Origin of the sequence: Pseudomonas sp. CDFA 610, assembly GCF_021147865.1 — a bacterium.
GTDB lineage: Bacteria > Pseudomonadota > Gammaproteobacteria > Pseudomonadales > Pseudomonadaceae > Aquipseudomonas > Aquipseudomonas alliivorans.
The window spans coordinates 338,987-357,497 of sequence record NZ_JAGTPM010000006.1 but is presented as its reverse complement, the minus strand read 5'-3'; the positions used below and the strand labels follow the sequence as shown (position 1 = coordinate 357,497).

Genomic DNA, 18,511 nt, shown 5'->3' with positions numbered 1-18,511 from the left:
TGCGTAACCGGGGTCGAGGTCAGACTTCAAGCTTGGGTTTCAACGAAGGAAACTGTCGCCAGCTGAGCTTCTCGTCAAAGCTTACATGCACCCTGACCTCAATTTCCCGTCCGATCTTGAAGCGCTGCAGATCGACCTTGGTAATGTGGCCGACATCAATAGTCTGGGCCACTTGGGGCACCTGATACTCCTTCAATACCTGGATCACCACCGGCTGATCCTCATCGTCCGAGCCTCTGACTTCAATGTTAATGAATTGGTCGGTCCACATCAGAAACCACTTCTGGAGCGTGAAGCTGGCTTTGCCTCCGCTGGCAATGTCCCCGAGCTTTAGCGTCCCGCCTGACACCTTGTCGCACTGCACGGTAGGAAACCCGTCGACATGTAAAACACTGAGCGTATGCCTGGCTGAACTGTGCGGCGTATCAACTCCGCTTTCGAATACGTCGTAATACACAGGTATGGACTTGCCGAAATGCTGGGCAATACGTGTGGACGGGACTCTGACCACTCGCAGCTCAGATTTTTCAGTGCGGTAAGCTCCCACGCTATCAGGCTCAGCCCATTGTACGCAGAGCGTCTCGCCCGGACGTATCACGGCGTCATCAGGCACCCTGACCGTAACGCCACCCGTGGCGTTCACCGGGTTGAGCGTACTGGCGCTTGAAGAGCCAGACGCTTCAACCACTTTCGGCGGCGGCAGCACACGCGGAACAGGTTGAGCCGCCACCAGCAGTTCCACAGCCTGAGAATAGGGGCTCAGGTTACCGGCTCGATCACTGAGGGCATAAAACGCGTAACGCTTGCCGTCCTTGCGCGCCAGGATCATATCGCCGTCAAATACCAGATCCATAGGCTGGCCCGCCTCTTCACGCTGCAGGATCATGCTTGTCACCACATCGCTGTCAAACACAGTGTTGGGGTTTTCATTCCAGTACCACGTCACCACATCCCCGGCCTTGCCGCCGACGTAAGCGGGCATTGCACCGATGAGTTTATGATCGTGTTCGGACAGATACTGCTCTGTCACATCGACCGTATCGAACTGTAATTGACCACGATTGACGCCCAGTAAAGGCGGGACCATGTCCACCGTGACCTCCTGGCTCAACGATGTATTGGTGTTGCCATCCGAATTGCTCACGGTGTAATGCAATGTGTGAACGCCATGAGTCAGCTTGTCTACGGACACCTCGAAAATCAGCTCGTGCGCTGGAATGGAAGGAATATCGCCGCTCCATGTTTGAGCGTAGATCCGTACGTCATCCCAGAACGCCTCCAGATAAATCTCCACCCAGGGAGTCGGCGTGTGGTCCCAGGCAGGCACCTCAACGCTCAGCGGCAAGGACAACAGTTCGGCAGGCAGCAGTCCGGATTCATCCCAGCGAGAATCGTCATCCATCAATACCTTGACGAGCGGCGGCGCAAGGTCTTGCTTCGTAGTGAAATCAGTCATCTTTTGGTCTCTCGGTCGGGTTTCATCGCGCGACAAAACCGAAATCAATCCCTGGATATCCTGATTTACTCCACGCATGCTCCGACTTGAAACTGGCAAGTCTGCTAGGTCCTACATACGAAAAGGGGAAGACCGCATGGCCTTCCCCTTCAAAGTCAGTGACGTTTCTACTCAAGTCACCAGTTATACCTGAGCCCTACGTTGGCGCCCCAGGGCTGTTCGATCCGGCTGCCGTTGCTGTATTCGAAGTCAATATGCGCCTCCAGCCGGTCGGAAAAGGCCACCGCGACACCGGTGCCCACTTCACCACGAGTGCCAGACAGGTTGTTGTCGAAGCGGTTGTCATTGATCTTCACTTCGTTGTTCTTGACGAACTCATTTGCCAGTGCGACCCGCACGTAAGGCTGCACCGTCCGGCCCTGACCCAGCTCGAAATTGCGCCCGGCCGTTACCCCTACCTTGCCCAATAGTGAGCGGGTCGGATCACCCTCGGCGCGCATACCGTTGTCCAGTGTGTAGTCCTTTCCTTCGATGAATGCTCCGATCAGTTGGGCATAAGGCTCGACGTAGTAGCTGTTATCCAGTTTGACATGCCGCCCGAATTCGACCGACGCACCAACACCTGAATGGCTGTAGTCACCCTTGGTTCGCGTGCCATCACTGAGATTGACCCGGGCCTTGTTCTGAAAGCGGTTGAACTTGACCACGCCGTCCAGGTAATAACCGCTCTCGCTGTCCATCCAGGTGCTGTAGGCCCCCACGTAGTAACTGTCAACCTTGCCGTTGGCCCCACGATCCAGACTCAGGTCGGACGTGCTCTGCCCCGCCATTACGCCTGCCAGCCACTGCCCGCTTGCAGTCGGTATATTTCCGTCTGCGCCGAGGGCCGTACCCTGCTGCACCTGTTTGTAGCCGAAGCCGGAGGCGTTGGCCACGTTGAATTTATTGCCGTAGGTCCGCATCCAGACACCCGAGCGACCACCATTGACGCGCAACTCACCCATGCGCGTACGCAGGCTGCTCAACTCGCCATACCAAACGGTGGGCGCGGCGTTGAACAGGGCGAGGATTGTCTGCGGCGCAGGGCCGATGGTGCGAGTGGTCGCGTCCAGATACCAGTCGTTCTCCTCTTTCTCGATCAGATCATAGGACCAAGTGCCCAGGTCCACTCGTCCACCGACCAGCGAGAAGCTCGCATCGCCGGCTTCAGCGTGCACCACATGCAGGCTGGTGTCGGTGGTCGGATCGCTGCCGGTGCTGCCGATCAACAGCTGATGGCTGCCTGTCGCATTGCCGGTGATGTCGATGTAATCCGTTTGCGCTGCACCGAAGTCCACGTCCATCTTGAAGGTGCCGCTGCCCGACAGGTTGGCCACCGACAAGGTGTAAAACGCGGCAGGATCTCCAAGCTGGACGAAGCCGCCGTACATTGTGAGGTTTTCAACGCTGGCGTTGTCGACCATCGTCCATTGGGAGCCGTCGTTGATGGCCACACTGCGTGTGTTCTCAAGCCGACCGGTCAACAGAGAGCCGTTGTCCAGCTGCACGCTGGCCGTACCACCGGACTCGGCAACGACATCGCCGGTGAGGCTGCTCTGACTCAGATTAAGAGTGGCTGTGCTGCTCGCCTCAACCTGCACGTTACCGGTCAGATGGCTGGCACTGACGTTAAGGGTGGCGTCCGCCCCGCCGGCACTTTCCAGGATATTGCCGTTGCCGCCGGTCAGGGCGGAGCCGTTATTCACATTGATCACAGCGATGGGCTGCGAGCTGGTAGGGCTCGATGGCGCGACGCGTATGGCGGCACCGGTCTGCCCCGTCACCTGACTGTCGTCGAGGGTCAATGAGGCTTCCTGATAAACCTGCTCCCCGACGATCAGAACACCGTTGACGGTACCGGTCAGACTGCTGCCGCCGCTGGCCTGGGCCACCCCGGCAACGAGTCGCAGGCCCAGGCCGTTGGCACCGTTGCCCACCAGATGCGAGTTCTGCAGATCAAGCTGACTGAAGTGCGTCACCAAAGCACCGTTGGTGATGCCAGTGCTGGTGCTGTCAGTGAGGGACACCGTCGAACCGAAGGTACTACTTGGCCGCCTGATGACCGACAAACCGCTGCCCATGTCGTTGAGCAGTGTGCTGCCAACGATCGTTCCCTGACTTTCATTGAGCGACAGGCCTTTTCTGACCGTTGAACCCGCCATGGTCAGCGACGCACCCAACGACAGATCCGCAGAATCGATTGCAGAACCTGCGGCCATCGTCAGGGTGGACGCCACTACACTTACAAAACCGTGCTGGGTGCCGCCTTTCACATTCAACGTGCCCCCATCGGTCACGATGTAATTGTTGGCAGCGGAGAATTGATCAATGTCCAGGACACCTTTCACTGGAATATTGGCACCCCGTGCGGTGTGGCTGAATAGCACGACAGGCAAAAGTGATGTCAAACTGATCGCGAGCGATAAAGGGCGAAGCATGAACGGATCGGAAATCGACATGGATAAACATCCTTGGGCCAAGGGGCGGGCCAGAAATGCGTCAGGCACTTCCAGCCGTGCCCTTCATGAGTGGGCGGCCGCGCAGACTACAGACTTGCACCTCAAACTCATGCAGGACCAATCCGATGTTTTCGTAGGATGATTCCCACATAACGCCGATCGGGTTTAAGTGTAAAACCTTGGGTGGAGGGCGACAGATCGATTGGCACTATAAGCGACCTGCTTAGTTGAACCTGGCAGGCTGAAACGTTAGAGCGGACAGCTCGATACACGTGTCAGTCGAGCCCGGAACAGGCAATACCTGCCGAAACAGACATCAGGCATTGCCCTGCTCAAAGGCAGTGAATTAACGACCATGAGTGTCAGGAGCAATCTCCGGGAAATTGCGGAGTACACAGTGACGGGCCGGCACCAAACACTCGCGTCACAATAACCAGCGTTACATGAGCACCGGTCTGACCGGACGCTTTGGTCAATACGTACGTCACGCGCCCACTGCCGCGCGTCTCGATGGGCTCGACATGATCTTCGTACGGCACCGTGACCTGAAAGCCGTTGTTGACCTGATCATCATCCAGCGTAATAACAGGAAACGTGTAGTCGGTTCCGGCGATCTCTTTGGTGCCTAGTGCATCCTCATAAGCCTGCCAACTGACCGTCACCGAATCACCGACTGCAAAGTTGACCGGATCACCCGGAATCCGGGCTTTTATGCCGTCCCATGGCTTCGAACAGCAATTGATGATAGGAGTCGTCGGGTTGCCAGGATACCGGTCCGGAAACTCCACATCAGCCAGCCCGATCGCCTCGACAATGCGTACATCCACTTCGGTGCGGACCGACTCCTGCTCGTTGGTCCCGTTCCAGGTCGTGTAATAGACAGGTAATTTATCGCTGTAACCACCCTCCTGGATCTTGACCCAAGGCACGGTAAAGACCACAGGATCGACTGGCGTACCCGTGACCGCCACTTCACTGACATAAGGCTTCAGCGCGCCCCAATACAAACGCAGAAATTGTCCGTCCACGACCGGATTGGGTGTTAATTCTCCCCGTGCGTCCTGATTCTTGTCGGCTTCCCCCAGGACGTTATCCACTGACGGGCTTTCCCGGCTCTTGATGACCACCCGCGGTAGCTTGTCGTTGATCGGATCAGGTCCGTCAGGATCCGGATCAGGATTGGGATCAATGCCTGCCACCGAAAAATCCACCTTGATGTCGATTTCTGGCGATTTTGTCTTTGCGGGTCCTCGCACCACGTTGTAGCTCACTGTGAAGGCGCGCGCATTGAGCGCCCCACCTGCCGACAATGTGAGCCAGTCAACGAAGATCGACATTGGAAAACTCGAGAGCGGCACCGCAGGCACCGTGGTGCTTTCCCAGTTGACCTCGATAAGGTCGCTGGTAGGCTGCTGATTGTCATAGCCTGGCGCTGGAATTTCCAGATACACGCCCAGACGCGCATCAGCGCGGTCTATCAGACCGTCAGCCGCCAAGGGCACCGTAGGGGCTACCAGGTTTTCCGCCAGCGGATCAAGGTCGACATGGACCTCTTGCCAAAACGAGGGCTGCCCGAGGTTGCCGGTTCTATCCACGTAGCGATACAGCACGGCAATCAGACCATCCTTGAGCGTTTTGATCAGGTCAGAATCAATACGCACGACCGGGCGGGCGGCTCCCGGCAAGGCTTCGGCCTCTGTCACAGTCAAACGAGCAATGGGGTCCACCGGATCCGGTTCCTGCTTGGGACCAATCGGGCCCCAGTACACCAGAATCTCGTCACCTGCCGTGATATCACTGGAACGAGGAATCGTGACGTCTACTGTCGCGTTTGCATCGAGATAAGCCCGCGTCAAGCCATTATCGATGATTTCCTTCGGCAACTCGGGACTTGAACCGGCAACATTATTGTTTGGCACCAGATGATCGACACTGAGTGCGCGAGGGAAAGAAGGGTTCGTATTGCCATCCTGGTTGGTGTGTTTGTATTCAAATACATAAACCCCTTCATCCTCGATTTTGTCAGCCGTTACCACATAGTTGCGGTCTTCAGGTTTCACCGGATCGGGCAGTACCCGCCGTTCCAGATCGACACCATCCATCACGAAATACAGTGTTTCGTAGGGATACAGATCCAGGGAATTGGGAACCCTGATCGTCAAGTCTTTTCCCCACTGCGTTTTGGGCCAGAGGTTTCTGTCATCGCCAGGAATAGGTCCGAGCACACCATTCAGCTCAAGCGCTTCCGGTGTCGGATCCGGATCCTGGCGGACGCGTTCGAGGCGTTTATTTTTCCGATAAGCCTGCCGGGTTTGCTCGGCGGCACTAAGGGTGGATCTGGATGCAGTCATCAATGCGTCTCCCTGACGGTGGCCCACCGGGCAGGTGGGTGATAACACATGGCCCGAACGGACGCGCGCGTTGCCGATCAGGCGTCCGGCCGCGAACAACGTGGCAGTTGTGCGGCCGTGCAAACACTATTTAACGTGGGGAATCGCTGCTGCCGATACTGCCAGAACTGCTAGGCTCAGTCGTAATCAAGAGGCGATGTATCAATACCGATACATTCACGACATGCCGGGGACATTCAAACGCAGCACCCTTTCGCCGCGCCTCCCGGCGAAGTAGCATGCCTGGAGGCTTGATATTCCACAGCGGCCAGTGATGGCGGCATCACCAGGCGGCAGACGTACTATGCAGGCACTTTCCGACAGCACCTTTGAAACGAGCTCGACCGAGCAGCGCTGGGCCGTGCGCGCCCTGATCGTCGATGACGACGTGGCGATCCGTGAACTGCTGTGCGATTACCTGACGCGCTTCAACATCCAGGCGCGCGGCGTGACTGACGGCGCCCAGATGCGCCAGGCCCTGAGCGAGGAAAGCTTCGACGTAGTAGTGCTGGACCTGATGTTGCCCGGTGAAGACGGCCTGTCGCTGTGCCGCTGGTTGCGCAGCACGTCGGACATCCCGATTCTGATGCTGACCGCCCGCTGCGAACCGACCGACCGGATCATCGGCCTGGAACTGGGTGCGGATGACTACATGGCCAAGCCGTTCGAACCCCGCGAGTTGGTCGCGCGCATCCAGACCGTCCTGCGTCGGGTTCGCGATGAACGCAGCGATCAACGCAGCACGATTCGCTTCAACACCTGGCGCCTGAACAGCGTGCTACGCCAGTTGATCGCGCCCGACGGCCTTGTCGTCCCCTTGTCGAACGCCGAGTTTCGTTTGCTGCGAGTCTTTCTTGAACGCCCTCATCGTGTACTGAGTCGCGAGCAGTTGCTGGATGCCGCCCGTGGGCGCTCGATCGAGGCGTTTGATCGCAGCATCGACCTGCTGGTCTCGCGTCTGCGCCAGAAACTGGCTGACGACCCGAAGAACCCGCAACTGATCAAGACCGTACGCGGCGAAGGCTATCTGTTCGATGCCAGGGACCTGGGTTGATCCGCAGGTTCGATACGCTCTTTGCGCGGCTGTTCGGCGGCGCGCTATTGGCCATTCTGCTTGCGCACCTGCTGGCGTTCATATGGTTCATGAATTACGGCATGCACCCCATGCCGCCTCCGCCCATGATCGAACCCTCTGCGCAACATGATCAGAGCCGTCCGGATAATCAGGGCGAACGACGCAGGCCGCCGAGGCCGCCCTTACTGGGCGGCCCGGTGGTCCCGCTGATCTTTCAATTCATCACCCTGATCATCGCCGCCTGGTACGGCGCCAAGGCGTTGAGCCGTCCCGTACAACGCTTGAGCAACGCCGCCGAACGCCTGAGCGAAAACCTCGACAGCCCGCCGCTGGAAATCTCCGGCCCCCGCGAAGCACGTCAGGCCGCGCAGACCTTCAACCTGATGCAGCACAAGCTGCGTGAGCAAATGCAGCAACGCGGACGCATGCTCGCCGCCGTCTCCCACGACCTGCGCACGCCCCTGTCGCGGCTCAAGCTGCGCGTCGAACAGATCCAGGAACCCAGGCTGCACGGGCAGATGACCCAGGACCTCAACGACATGATCAACATGCTCGATGCGACCTTGGCATACCTCAACGAACACCGCAGGACCGAAATACTTCAGCAACTGGATCTACAGGCGCTGATCGAATCACAGGCCGAAAACGCCCAGGACAACGGCGACGATGTGCAATACGAGGGCCAGTGTAAACCGCTCAAGACCCAGCCTATGGCGCTGCGCTCGTGCCTGCAGAATCTGGTCGATAACGCCCTGCGCTATGCCGGCAGCGCCCGGATTGTGATCGAGGACAGCGCTGATCGGGTCAAGGTCTCGGTCATCGATCACGGTCCAGGCATTGCGCCCGAACTACATGAGAGCGTATTCGAGCCGTTCTACCGACTGGAAGGCTCGCGCAATCGAAACTCCGGAGGCGTCGGCATGGGCATGACCATTGCACGCGAAGCAGCACGACGAATCGGCGGCGAGCTGACACTTGAACAGACGCCCGGCGGTGGCTTGACGGCCGTGCTGCATTTGCCTCGTCATTGAACAGCGGCTTATCGGTCTCGTTACACTCCTCACCCTCCTCGACAAACGCTGCCTTGAGGCTGCATGCACCGGCACACCGTTGCCGGTCATCGTCATCTCAGGGGAGTGAGCACGATGATCAACGGGATCGGCAGCGGTGAATTTTTCAGCTAAAAGCCCCAAGCCAATCAAGTGACCGCACAGGCCCTGAGCAAGATGATCGCCGCACTGGGTGAGCGTTATAACACCGAAGGCAGCAAGCCGGTTGGGCGGTATCTCGATACGGCGAAATGACAAGAAAGCCGCCGCCTCTACGACAAGGTGGCGGCAACCGAACAGACCTAATACCGGACGTTTTGATACCCTCCTCCACTGTCGCGACAACTTATATCAAACCATCACATCAGCAGAGGTGACAAGCCTAAAACATTGTAGCCACTCATCCCCTATATCGAGCCTCTTGCTGCACTATTTCTATACTGAAAACAGGCATTACCTCGCTGAGCGATTTGCCTAGAAGACCTTCACGGCAAAAGAGAATACGGAAATGAAAAACAAACTATGGATAGCCCTGTGCGCTGTACCTTTTGCTGCGATAAGCAGCTTAAATCACGCCGCCGACGTCATTCCCTGTTCTGTGGAAAACTTTAAGCTTTCCTCAGCAGGACAAACTTGCTCTGCAATCCAGGTCCAGTGGATTGCAGAGAAAGTATGCAACGTCATAGCGAACTGTTCGACAGGCAGAACAGTCCAGTCGGACCCTAACAACTATCTCTCTGGGAATGTGGCGGAATATCGCCAAACATCAATAATCGTACCTGACGATGTAGTTAGGAGCATTAGCAATGAGGGCGGGAGACTAACTGCAAGGCCTTATCAAACGATCTATTAATACAACCAGGCCAACCAACTATTAAGTTTGGTTGGCCTGAAACCTACCCGTAGGCCTCGCGAAGAAAAGATTCAAGTGCATCCGCATCATCTTATCTTGGCCCGACGTCAGATCCTGACCTGCGCTGCCCCACCCAATCCGTCAACAGGCTGTAAGCCACCGCCAGCAATGTCGGCCCGATGAACAGACCAATGAACCCGAACGCCAGCAGCCCGCCAAACACCCCCAGCAATACGATCACCAACGGCAAATTGCCGCCGCGGCTGATCAGGTATGGCTTGAGCACGTTGTCCACGCCACTGATGATGAACATGCCCCAGATGCCGAGGAACACGGCCATGCCATATTCGCCCTGCCACACCAGCCAGGCGGTGGCGGGCAGCCACACCAGGGGCGGGCCCATCGGGATCAGGCTGAACAGGAAGGTCAGAATACCCAGCACCAGCGCGCCGGGAATGCCCGCGATGAGGAAGCCGATCAGCGCCAGAACCGCCTGGGCTGCGGCAGTGCCGATCACGCCGTTGACCACCCGCTGCACCGTACCGGCGACCAGATCCAGATAATACTGCGCACGATCACCGATCAGACGCTCCAGCAGGCTGAGCACGAAGGCTGCCAGACGCGGTCCGTCGCGGTAGAAGAAAAACGCAAAGACAATGCTCAGGGTCAGCTCGAGAATGCCGCCGCCGATCTGCGCACTGCGCGCCAGCAGCCAGTTGCCGACTTCGCCCAGATAGGGTTTGACCGTGGCCATGAACGCCGCGCCCTGCTGATCGATGGTGGTCCAGAAACCCACCAGCCGTTCACCCACGAACGGAATGCCCGCCAGCCACGCGGGCGGATCAGGCAGGCCATCGACCTGCACATCCTTGACGAACGCCGTCGCGTCACGCACATGATCGGCCAGGTTGAAACCCAGCCACACCAAGGGGGCCGCGACGAGCAACAGCCAGCACAGACTCATGACCAAGGCGGCAAGCGACTCTCGCCCCTTGAACCAGCGTGTCAGCAGGCGCATCAGCGGCCAGCTGGCAAAGGCCAGCACCGCGCCCCACACCAGCGCTGACCAGAAAGGTGCCATCACCCACAAGCAAGCACCGAACAGGGCCAGCAGCAGGATCTGAACCAATAGACGATCGTTGTTGAACATGAAGGGCCTGCAAAAAAGAATCGGAAGTGGCGAGCATAATGACGAACACGGCTGGCGTCAGCCGTATTCGCCATGGACGGGAAACAGACCGCTAGCGAATCACCTCAATGGACAGACCTTTTTTATCGGCACTGCCGGTCTCCAGCCGTGCCGCACGCACGCCCTTGGCGATCAATGCATCGCGCCATGCAGCAGCGTTGGCCCCGGAAACGGTGGCTCGCAAGGTACTGTCGAGGTTGAGCCCGCGCGAGATCAGCGTCACCCAGACGTCCTGCGGTTCCCCGCTCAGCCTTGGCAAATCAAGCTTGCCGGTGCTCTTGAGCTGACGCAACAAGGTGGCCGAGGTGGGCAGGAGATCGCCCAGGGGTGCGGCTGACTCGAACTGCTCGACATGCAGATAGGCGCGACGATTGCCTCGCGTGATGCTGTAAAGCGCAACCAGCGTATCGGTATTGGGCTCGGCAAGACGCAACAGCAAATAAGCCTGCCGGTCATCGGCACCATACAGCTTGGAGTTGCCGAACACCTCGTTGGCCCACAGGCTGCTCTCACCACAGTCACGGGCCTGACACCAGAACAGCAGCTCGGCACCCTGCTGTTGCAAGGCTTCGCGTGCGGCAGTGAAGGCATCGTCGGAAGCGTGTTCGGCAGGCAGTTGATAGGTGGCCGAGGTCAGATTGCCTCGCGCACTGACCTGACCATCGAACCGCAACTGGCCGCTGATCTTGCGGATCGAGCCCATCGGATAGATGCGCTCGAGCTCGGCCTGTGGGCGATAGTCAACGATTTCCGAGCCAGTCAGACGCGGCAGAATCTGCAGGTCCTGACTGCCCGGCAGATCGGCAGCTCCGACCATGGCACTGAAGACCGTCGCAAGGAATGCAACGAATGGAACACTTGATACACGCATGAGTGCTCTCATTGGCAGGCGGACGAAAGTAAAGCGCTAGGGGCATTACCGACAAGGCAATCATGCAGAGTGGAGGATGGGTCCATCGTGGTTGGCTCCTGTTTCAACCTGCTCAGCGTCGGCAGTTGCCGACCGCAAGTCAAGAAGCAGCGAAGAAGCGATTGAAACAGCGTGCAACAGCGCAGGCGCCCTCCTCGTCATCCAGATGCAGATGGTGGCCGCCCTGCAAGGTTTCGATGCCGAAAGGCAGGCGCTCGATCACCTCATGTTTTTTCGCCAACATGCCTTGCCGGGCGATGACCAGTTGCGTCGGACAGCGCACATTATTGATGAACGCCATCGCCTGATCGTGCGTCAGACGCGTCGCAGAAGGCAGCGTCAGGCGGCTGTCGCTGCGCCAGGTGTACCCGCCCGGCACCGGCATCAGTCCGCGCTGCGCCAGCCACTCGGCGGCCTCGCGGCTGACCGGCACCACGCCCTTCATGCGCGCCTGAATGGCCCGGTCCTGATCCTGATAAACCGGTTTTTTCTTGCCGGGCAAAGCCAGTTGCGCCTGCAGCGCAGCGCCCATTCGTTCGGCAGCAGAGTCAGCCTCGCCGGTCAGCGGAATCAGGCCGTCGATCAACGCAAGCCGGGCTACCCGTTCAGGCAGCGCGCCAGCCAGCATGACCGAAATGATTGCCCCTAACGAATGCCCCAGCAGCGCGAAACGCGACCAGCCCAACTGCTCGGCGACCTGTAGAACATCGAACACATAATCGGCCAGGGCATAGCTGGCACCCGCCGGCCGGTGATCGGAATGACCATGCCCGGCAAGGTCCAGCGCCACGATGCGCAGGCCTTCAAGCTTCGGGGCAAGCCGCGCAAAGCTGTTGGCGTTGTCGAGCCAGCCATGCAGCGCGATGACCGGCATGCCGTCTTCAGGACCAAACAGATGCGCCGCCAGCTCAATGTGCCCAAGGCTCAGCCGTACTTCCTCGACAGGACACTTCATGCAGAGGTTTTCCCTGCGTGACGTCGTGCGTTGCGTTCATCCCAGCGCATGAACAGTGATTTGAGCAACTGTGCCGTTTCATCCGGCCGCTCCAGTGGAAACATGTGCCCTCCCGGCATCGACAGGTATTCGCCTTCACGCATGCGCCTGGCCAGATAGCCATGGTGCGGCATGATCACACGGCTGTGCTTGCCACGCACCATTGCCAGCGGCACCTTGAGGTGCCGCGACGGAAGCGGGCTGGTGTGCGGAATGCTGCGATAAATGCTGATCTCGGTGGCCGGATCGAAGCGCAGGCGCAACTGTTCGCCATCCTGCTGCAGCCCGTGCTGCAGATAAGCGTCCAGGCATTCCGGATCGAACCGGCGAAACAGCGTCTTGCCGGAAAAATAGGCCCGGGCCGATTCCAGGTCGGCGAACGCCTCGCGACGCCCCAGTGTTCGACCCGCAGGCGTAATCCGGTCAATGAACCCCAGGCGCTTGGCTGCGCGGATGAATAACTGATCAGCCAGCCCCAGCACCGGCGAATCGAGCATCACCACCCCACGATAAAGCTCAGGGCAACGCAGGGCCGCATGCAAGTGCAACAACCCGCCCAGCGAATGCCCAACCCCCCACACAGGACCGTCCTGGTCACGCAAATGATGGATCAGTTCATCGACCAGATTCAGCCAGTTGTCGTCGACAGGAAAACGCGGATCATGGGCATGCTGTTCCAGATGCGCAACCGCGTACTCCGGCGTCAGCGCAGCGAACAGCTTGCCGTAGGTGGCCGAGGGAAAGCCGTTGGCGTGAGCGAAGAATACGGGCTGAGGCATGCCGATACACTCAAAGGCTGGACGAGTGACGATTGTGCGCACCGGCCTGGGCCACGACAACGATTGGAACTGCCATCGAAGGTGTCACTCCGGCCATCGCGTAGCGACAATGCCATGGCCGGGGTCAGTCATACGTCACAACGTCTGGGTGAATCGATCAAGCGACGCCTTTATGTACGCCACCTGAAACGCATAGGACTGCTTGAGCAACGCCTTCACATCGGCGGTGGGCTTGGCTCTTTTAACGTCGAGCATCCCCAGTTGCATGGCCTGTACTGTCACATCTGCCATCTGCTGGAAAAGCCCGATATAGCCAATGCCAGGCAGTTGCTCGATCAGTTGCGTGAAAAGCCTGTCGGCATCATCGCGCAACGCCATGAACTCGGCGGTGGTCAGCGTCTTGTCCGAGTAGATGTCCCGAAGTCGCTTTTCCAAGTTCATCTCGGGCAGTTTGGGGGCAGCGGGTTCAGTGGAGCTCTGTTTGTCAGTCATCAATGATCCTCCTGGGTGAATGCCCTCTTTAGGGCACGCACCGACACTAGGACACAACATCAAAGCCTTACAACGCCCAAACTGGAACAATACGTGCTGCTTTAATAGCCAAGTCCCCACTCAGCGAGCAGGCGGCTCCTGGCCATGCGGCACCACCGCGACGGTCAGTCGCGAGATACAGCTCAGCTTGCCTTCGTCAGTCGTGATTCGAATGTCCCAGACATGGGTAGTGCGACCGAGGTGCACCGGCTTCACCACGCCTGTGACTCGTCCGGAACGCACGCCACGCAGATGGTTGGCGTTGACTTCGAGCCCTACGCAGAAAAATTTGCCCGGATCCACAACCAGATAGCTGGCCATCGAACCCAGTGACTCGGCGAGCACGACCGACGCCCCTCCGTGCAGCAGGCCGAAAGGCTGATGGGTACGCTGATCGACCACCATGCTGGCGGTCAGGGAGTCGTCCGTGAAGGCTTCGAAGCGGATATCCAGCACTTCGCCGATGGTGTTCTTCTGCGCCTTCATCAGGGCATCGATATCAGGGGTGACACGCCATACACTCATGTTCAGTCCTTTTTATGGTGGGGTGACGCTGGTTTTCACACGGCGAGCGGCCAACTTGCGGGTCCGCTCAAACGTGACGAATGCTGTTGAGGTTCATGCCGCCCGCGAGCATATGCTCGCCTTCGAGCTCGGCAAGGCTGGCCGTGCTCATCGGCTCGGCATGCTGATAACTGCCGTGGACCAGCAGCCCGATAAGAGCGCCGACCAAAGGCTGGTGGCTGACCAGCAGAACTTCATCGACCGCGAGTGTCGCCAGATGATCCAGAACCTCTCGCGGATCGCTGTCCGGTGTCAGCCAGGACACGGTCACGATCGCGTCATCGAAGCCGAGCGACCTGTGCACCAGTCCGGCCGTCTGCTGCGCGCGTACATAAGGGCTGGCAAGTATTTTCTGCAGTGGCTTGTCGGTCAGGTGGACGGCGCTCTTTAGCACTTCTTCACGACCGTGAGCGGTCAGTTCTCGCTCGGCATCGCTGCGCGCCCTGGACTGGGCTTCGCCGTGGCGCAGCACCCAGACCTTCATAGCTTAGGCTCCTCGTCACGCACGGGATGCGGTGCTGGCGCAACACAATGCGCAGCTTCGCCCTCAGGGACGCGAGGCGTCGGCCAATCGGCGAACGGCCAGGGTTTCTGATCCGTATGAAAGGTGCCGAAACGGCCAATCTGGGCCAGGAACTGGCTGAGGCTGTCGCCAAAATTCATCAGGCTGCCGCTGGGTGCGCCGTAGATCAGGCGATAGCCCAACTGCACCAGCACCACGCCTGCCAACACCACTTCCGCGACCTGCCAGACGATGATGAACAGCAGCATCCAGAGGATGCGCAGCGCGATGGACTCGTTCTTCTGGGTATTCGACTCGTTCAAGATCCTTCTCCCGGCTGAGGTGGTTTCAATTGAAGCCCGTGATTGAAATGAAGTCGACGTCCGTCTTGGGCTCGGCGCGCATCAGCGCCTCGATCACCTGATTGAGCGTACGACCTTCGAAAAGGATGGCATGCAGGCCCGCGACCAACGGCATATAGACCTGAACTTCCTGGGCTTTGACCTTGAGCACCTTGAGGGTGTTCACCCCTTCTGCCACCTCGCCCAGACGCGTGACAGCCTCGTCCAGCGTCAGCCCCTGGCCCAGCGCGAACCCGACCTGATAATTGCGGCTCTTCGGCGACGAACAGGTGACGATCAGGTCGCCGACTCCAGCCAGCCCCAGAAAGGTCATTGGATTGGCACCCTGAGCCACCGCAAAGCGGGTCATCTCAGCCAGGGCACGCGTGATCAGCATGCTTTTGGTGTTTTCCCCCATATCCAGTGCCACGGCCATGCCGGCGATGATCGCGTACACGTTCTTCAGCGCCCCGCCCAGTTCGACACCGAACCGGTCAGCGCTGGCATACACTCGGAATGTACGGCCATGCAGAACAGCCTGCACCTGCTGACACAGCGCCTCGTCTTCGCTGGCGACGACAGTGGCGGTCAACGCATGCTCGGCGATTTCCCGTGCCAGATTTGGTCCGGACAACACACCGATGCGCGCCTGCGGCACGATCTCTTCGAGAATCTGGCTCATCAGCTTGAAGGTCTGCGCTTCGATACCCTTGGTCAGGCTCACCAGCATCTTGCCGCTCAGGCATTCGACGTGAGGTGAAAGCACACTGCGCAGGGCACTGGAGGGCAACGCGACGAAAATCAGCTCGCTGCCTTCAAGCGTTGCGGCCAGATCGATCACAGGCTCCACTTCCGGCCGAACCTTGATGCCCTTGAGGTAGCGCGGGTTTTCACGGTTGACGCGAATGGCCTCAGCCTGCTCGGGATCACGCATCCACTGGCGAACCTGATGACCGTTTTCGGCCAGAAGATTTGCGATGGCTGTGCCAAAGCTGCCGCCACCAAGAACCGCTACAGGCTGCTGCGTGGTCATAAATCAATCCATCCTGGGCCATTGATTGGCGATGTCGGCATTATACGGAGCGTTGCGTCATCGGCCAGCGTCAAACGCGCCAGAGCCTGGCAGCAAATAATAAGGTGTCTGGAAACTGCCACCATCTCGGTTAAAATGCGCGCACACTGCATGCATTATCGTGAACATCGTCTCTTGCGCAGCCAGACCGATGCCATTGATGCACTGATACAAACCAGCGAGCGCACCGGCATGGATGCATCAATCGATTTTCAGGGACAGGCCCCTGCCAACCGGGGCTGGCGATGACGTTTCGTCACTGGGACATCAATACCCGCACGCAAATGATCAGCCTCGGCCCGGCGCTGCTTCTGACCGTCCTGCTGATTGGTTTCTTCACGTTCGTGCGCATTCAGGATCTGCGCCAGGAGCTCAATCACACTGGCCAGTTGATCGCCAATCAGTTGGCTCCTGCAGCCGAACCCGGGCTGCTGGTCGGCGACACTGAAAGCCTCAAGGGCCTGATGCGCGCCACGCTGTCCATGCCCAGCGTTCGCTATGTAGAAATTCAGGACAGCTCCAACACCGTTCTGGTCTACATCGATCAACCACGGGAAAACGAGCACCAGACCCGTCAGATGGAAATTTTCCAGGCACCGGTGCGTGCCCAGCATCTGGTGGTGCAAAAGGCTCCTGCCACAGACGCGCAAACACCGACGACAGGCGCCAGACATTATCTGGGCCGGGTATTGGTCGGCATGTCCAGCGAGGCCTTCAACCGACGCCAGCAGGAAATCCTGCTCAAGGCCGGCATCCTGGCGCTGTGCGCGCTGTTATTCACCTTTCTGCTGGCCAGACGTCTTGCGCTCAGCCTGTCGCGCCCGATCAGCCGCATGGGTGAAGCTCTGAAGGCCATTCAGCAAGGCGATTACCGAACGCCGCTGCCGGTCAGCGACGATGCCGAACTTGGCGCGCTGGCGCGGCACATCAATAACCTGGCAGCGAATCTGGACAAGGCCAGTCTGGAGCAGCAGCGTTCCATGGCACAGCTGATCCAGACCCGTGAGGAAGCGGAACAGGCCAACCGTGCCAAATCCGACTTTCTGGCGATGATGAGCCACGAATTGCGCACACCCATGAACGGTGTGCTGGGCATGCTGCAACTGTTGGAAACGACCCGCATGACCGACGAGCAGAGCGAATATGCTGCGCTCGCAACCGAGTCCACCGAGCATCTGTTGCGGGTCATCAACGACATTCTCGATTTCTCGCGCATCGAACGCGACGCGCTGCAGATGGAAGGCATAGCGTTCAATCTGGCCGAACTGGTCAACGCCTCGACCCAAGCCTTCAATCACAACGCACAGCAGCGCAACCTGCAACTGAATCTGCACGTTCAGCCCGGTCTGGAATCGCTGACGGTCATTGGCGACCCGACGCGCATCCGGCAGATTCTGGTCAACCTGATCGGCAACGCGCTGAAGTTCACCGAAGAGGGCAGCGTCTGCATCAATGCTGACTGGAGCCTGATCGATGACGACCGATTGCTGTTTACCTGTACCGTTCAGGACAGCGGGATCGGCATTCATGCCGACATGCTGGAATCCATGTTCGACGCCTTCCAGCAGGCCGACAGCTCCATTTCCAGACGCTACGGCGGAACCGGCCTTGGGCTGCCGATCGCGCGCACGTTGGCCGAGCGCATGGGCGGCACCCTGCACGCACAGAGCGAAGAAGGCCAGGGCTCACTGTTCACCCTGCAGATCCCGCTGTCGATCTCACGGCAACTGCCCGTCGATAAGCGCCAGCCACTGTCGGCCCTGAACGCCTCGGGCAAGGAACGCAGTGTTTTGCTGGTCGAAGACAATCCGGTGAATCGTACCGTGGTCCAGGCGATGCTGCACAATCTGGGATGCCGGGTGGACATCGCCATCGATGGTGCCCAGGCCGTGACCATGGCCAGTGCAGGAGAATACGGTCTGATTCTGATGGACTGCCGACTGCCTGTCATGGACGGCTATGAAGCCACGCGTCGGATCAGGCAGCTGGAAGGTCTTGAACAATTGCCGATTATCGCTTTGACGGCCAATGCACTGCAGGGTGATCGTGACGCCTGTTTACAGGCGGGCATGGACGACTACCTCGCAAAACCATTCAAACACGCTGATTTACAGCAGGTTTTGCGGCGCTGGCTATTCTTTCGGACACCTGCGACTGGCGATAAATGTTAAATTGCGGCAGTCTTGACCTTCTGATCGACCCTTAACGGCGGTCGAATGACAAAATTCAGTGCACAGGTGTACTTTGATTTCTCCTGTCCTGTGACTTTCACCACAACGCAACAGTCTATGAGTAGGCTGCCGGACAT

The 18,511-nt window shown here is 58.7% G+C and carries 15 protein-coding genes and 1 pseudogene; 4 read left to right on the top strand and 12 right to left on the bottom strand.

Annotated features, from left to right (window positions below):
• Positions 1-19: 19 nt before the first annotated feature.
• From KDX39_RS13705 to KDX39_RS13695, 3 genes are all read right to left on the bottom strand, one after another.
• Entirely contained in the window at positions 20-1,534 is a 1,515-nt protein-coding gene (locus KDX39_RS13705; protein WP_231660718.1) for a DUF5011 domain-containing protein, read from the bottom strand.
• A 98-nt stretch (positions 1,535-1,632) separates the two neighbouring features.
• Positions 1,633-3,954 carry an autotransporter outer membrane beta-barrel domain-containing protein gene (locus KDX39_RS13700; RefSeq protein WP_442964540.1) on the bottom strand — a complete coding sequence of 774 codons (2,322 nt, stop codon included), beginning with the start codon at positions 3,952-3,954 and terminating at the stop codon, positions 1,633-1,635.
• A 362-nt stretch (positions 3,955-4,316) separates the two neighbouring features.
• Positions 4,317-6,305 (bottom strand): hypothetical protein, encoded by a 1,989-nt coding sequence (locus KDX39_RS13695; protein ID WP_231660717.1) that lies wholly within the window; start codon positions 6,303-6,305, stop codon positions 4,317-4,319.
• A 343-nt stretch (positions 6,306-6,648) separates the two neighbouring features.
• Between KDX39_RS13695 and KDX39_RS13690 the strand changes: the two genes are divergently transcribed.
• The 3 genes and pseudogenes from KDX39_RS13690 to KDX39_RS13680 all read left to right on the top strand — a co-directional run.
• Positions 6,649-7,398: a response regulator gene (locus KDX39_RS13690; RefSeq protein ID WP_231660716.1), complete on the top strand. Its 750-nt coding sequence runs from the start codon at positions 6,649-6,651 to the stop codon at positions 7,396-7,398.
• A complete protein-coding gene (locus KDX39_RS13685) occupies positions 7,395-8,450 on the top strand; it encodes a sensor histidine kinase (RefSeq protein ID WP_231660715.1) in 1,056 nt (351 codons plus the stop codon). Before KDX39_RS13690 ends, KDX39_RS13685 begins: the two co-directional genes overlap by 4 nt.
• Before the next feature lie 165 nt (positions 8,451-8,615).
• Positions 8,616-8,723, top strand: a pseudogene (locus KDX39_RS13680) (EF-hand domain-containing protein); the annotation flags it as partial.
• Positions 8,724-9,412: 689 nt separating this feature from the next.
• Here the strand turns inward: KDX39_RS13680 and KDX39_RS13675 are convergent.
• The 9 genes from KDX39_RS13675 to KDX39_RS13635 form a co-directional block, all read right to left on the bottom strand.
• Positions 9,413-10,471, bottom strand: coding sequence for an AI-2E family transporter (locus KDX39_RS13675; protein WP_231660714.1), 1,059 nt, complete (start codon positions 10,469-10,471; stop codon positions 9,413-9,415).
• Positions 10,472-10,562: 91 nt separating this feature from the next.
• Positions 10,563-11,393 carry a DUF4892 domain-containing protein gene (locus KDX39_RS13670; RefSeq protein WP_442964539.1) on the bottom strand — a complete coding sequence of 277 codons (831 nt, stop codon included), beginning with the start codon at positions 11,391-11,393 and terminating at the stop codon, positions 10,563-10,565.
• Positions 11,394-11,520: 127 nt separating this feature from the next.
• Entirely contained in the window at positions 11,521-12,375 is an 855-nt protein-coding gene (locus KDX39_RS13665) for an alpha/beta hydrolase (RefSeq protein WP_231660712.1), read from the bottom strand.
• Positions 12,372-13,193, bottom strand: a complete 822-nt coding sequence (locus KDX39_RS13660) for an alpha/beta fold hydrolase (protein WP_231660711.1) — start codon at positions 13,191-13,193, stop codon at positions 12,372-12,374. The genes KDX39_RS13665 and KDX39_RS13660 overlap by 4 nt, the downstream gene beginning before the upstream one ends.
• 135 nt (positions 13,194-13,328) lie before the next feature.
• A complete protein-coding gene (locus tag KDX39_RS13655) occupies positions 13,329-13,685 on the bottom strand; it encodes a hypothetical protein (RefSeq protein WP_231660710.1) in 357 nt (118 codons plus the stop codon).
• 120 nt (positions 13,686-13,805) lie between these two features.
• A complete protein-coding gene (locus tag KDX39_RS13650) occupies positions 13,806-14,249 on the bottom strand; it encodes a hotdog fold thioesterase (protein WP_004882561.1) in 444 nt (147 codons plus the stop codon).
• 67 nt (positions 14,250-14,316) lie between these two features.
• A complete protein-coding gene (gene sixA, locus KDX39_RS13645; RefSeq protein ID WP_231660709.1) occupies positions 14,317-14,772 on the bottom strand; it encodes a phosphohistidine phosphatase SixA in 456 nt (151 codons plus the stop codon).
• Entirely contained in the window at positions 14,769-15,113 is a 345-nt protein-coding gene (locus KDX39_RS13640; RefSeq protein ID WP_257108230.1) for a DUF4389 domain-containing protein, read from the bottom strand. Before KDX39_RS13640 ends, sixA begins: the two co-directional genes overlap by 4 nt.
• 25 nt (positions 15,114-15,138) lie before the next feature.
• Complete coding sequence (locus KDX39_RS13635; RefSeq protein WP_231660708.1) at positions 15,139-16,164, bottom strand: NAD(P)H-dependent glycerol-3-phosphate dehydrogenase; 1,026 nt, start codon at positions 16,162-16,164, stop codon at positions 15,139-15,141.
• Positions 16,165-16,448: 284 nt separating this feature from the next.
• On the opposite strand from KDX39_RS13635, the gene KDX39_RS13630 reads away from it, so the two are divergent.
• On the top strand, positions 16,449-18,374 hold the full coding sequence (locus KDX39_RS13630) for a response regulator (protein ID WP_231660707.1): 1,926 nt from the start codon (positions 16,449-16,451) through the stop codon (positions 18,372-18,374).
• Positions 18,375-18,511: the final 137 nt, after the last annotated feature.

Coding starts and splice junctions, on each gene's coding strand:
- KDX39_RS13635 (WP_231660708.1), bottom strand. CDS start 16,164: ATGACCACGCAGCAGCCTGTAGCGGTTCTTGGTGGCGGCAGCTTTGGC.
- KDX39_RS13660 (WP_231660711.1), bottom strand. CDS start 13,193: ATGCCTCAGCCCGTATTCTTCGCTCACGCCAACGGCTTTCCCTCGGCC.
- KDX39_RS13705 (WP_231660718.1), bottom strand. CDS start 1,534: ATGCGTGGAGTAAATCAGGATATCCAGGGATTGATTTCGGTTTTGTCG.
- KDX39_RS13675 (WP_231660714.1), bottom strand. CDS start 10,471: ATGTTCAACAACGATCGTCTATTGGTTCAGATCCTGCTGCTGGCCCTG.
- KDX39_RS13690 (WP_231660716.1), top strand. CDS start 6,649: ATGCAGGCACTTTCCGACAGCACCTTTGAAACGAGCTCGACCGAGCAG.
- KDX39_RS13695 (WP_231660717.1), bottom strand. CDS start 6,305: ATGACTGCATCCAGATCCACCCTTAGTGCCGCCGAGCAAACCCGGCAG.
- KDX39_RS13655 (WP_231660710.1), bottom strand. CDS start 13,685: ATGACTGACAAACAGAGCTCCACTGAACCCGCTGCCCCCAAACTGCCC.
- KDX39_RS13630 (WP_231660707.1), top strand. CDS start 16,449: ATGACGTTTCGTCACTGGGACATCAATACCCGCACGCAAATGATCAGC.
- KDX39_RS13670 (WP_442964539.1), bottom strand. CDS start 11,393: ATGAGAGCACTCATGCGTGTATCAAGTGTTCCATTCGTTGCATTCCTT.
- sixA (WP_231660709.1), bottom strand. CDS start 14,772: ATGAAGGTCTGGGTGCTGCGCCACGGCGAAGCCCAGTCCAGGGCGCGC.
- KDX39_RS13650 (WP_004882561.1), bottom strand. CDS start 14,249: ATGAGTGTATGGCGTGTCACCCCTGATATCGATGCCCTGATGAAGGCG.
- KDX39_RS13700 (WP_442964540.1), bottom strand. CDS start 3,954: ATGTCGATTTCCGATCCGTTCATGCTTCGCCCTTTATCGCTCGCGATC.
- KDX39_RS13665 (WP_231660712.1), bottom strand. CDS start 12,375: ATGAAGTGTCCTGTCGAGGAAGTACGGCTGAGCCTTGGGCACATTGAG.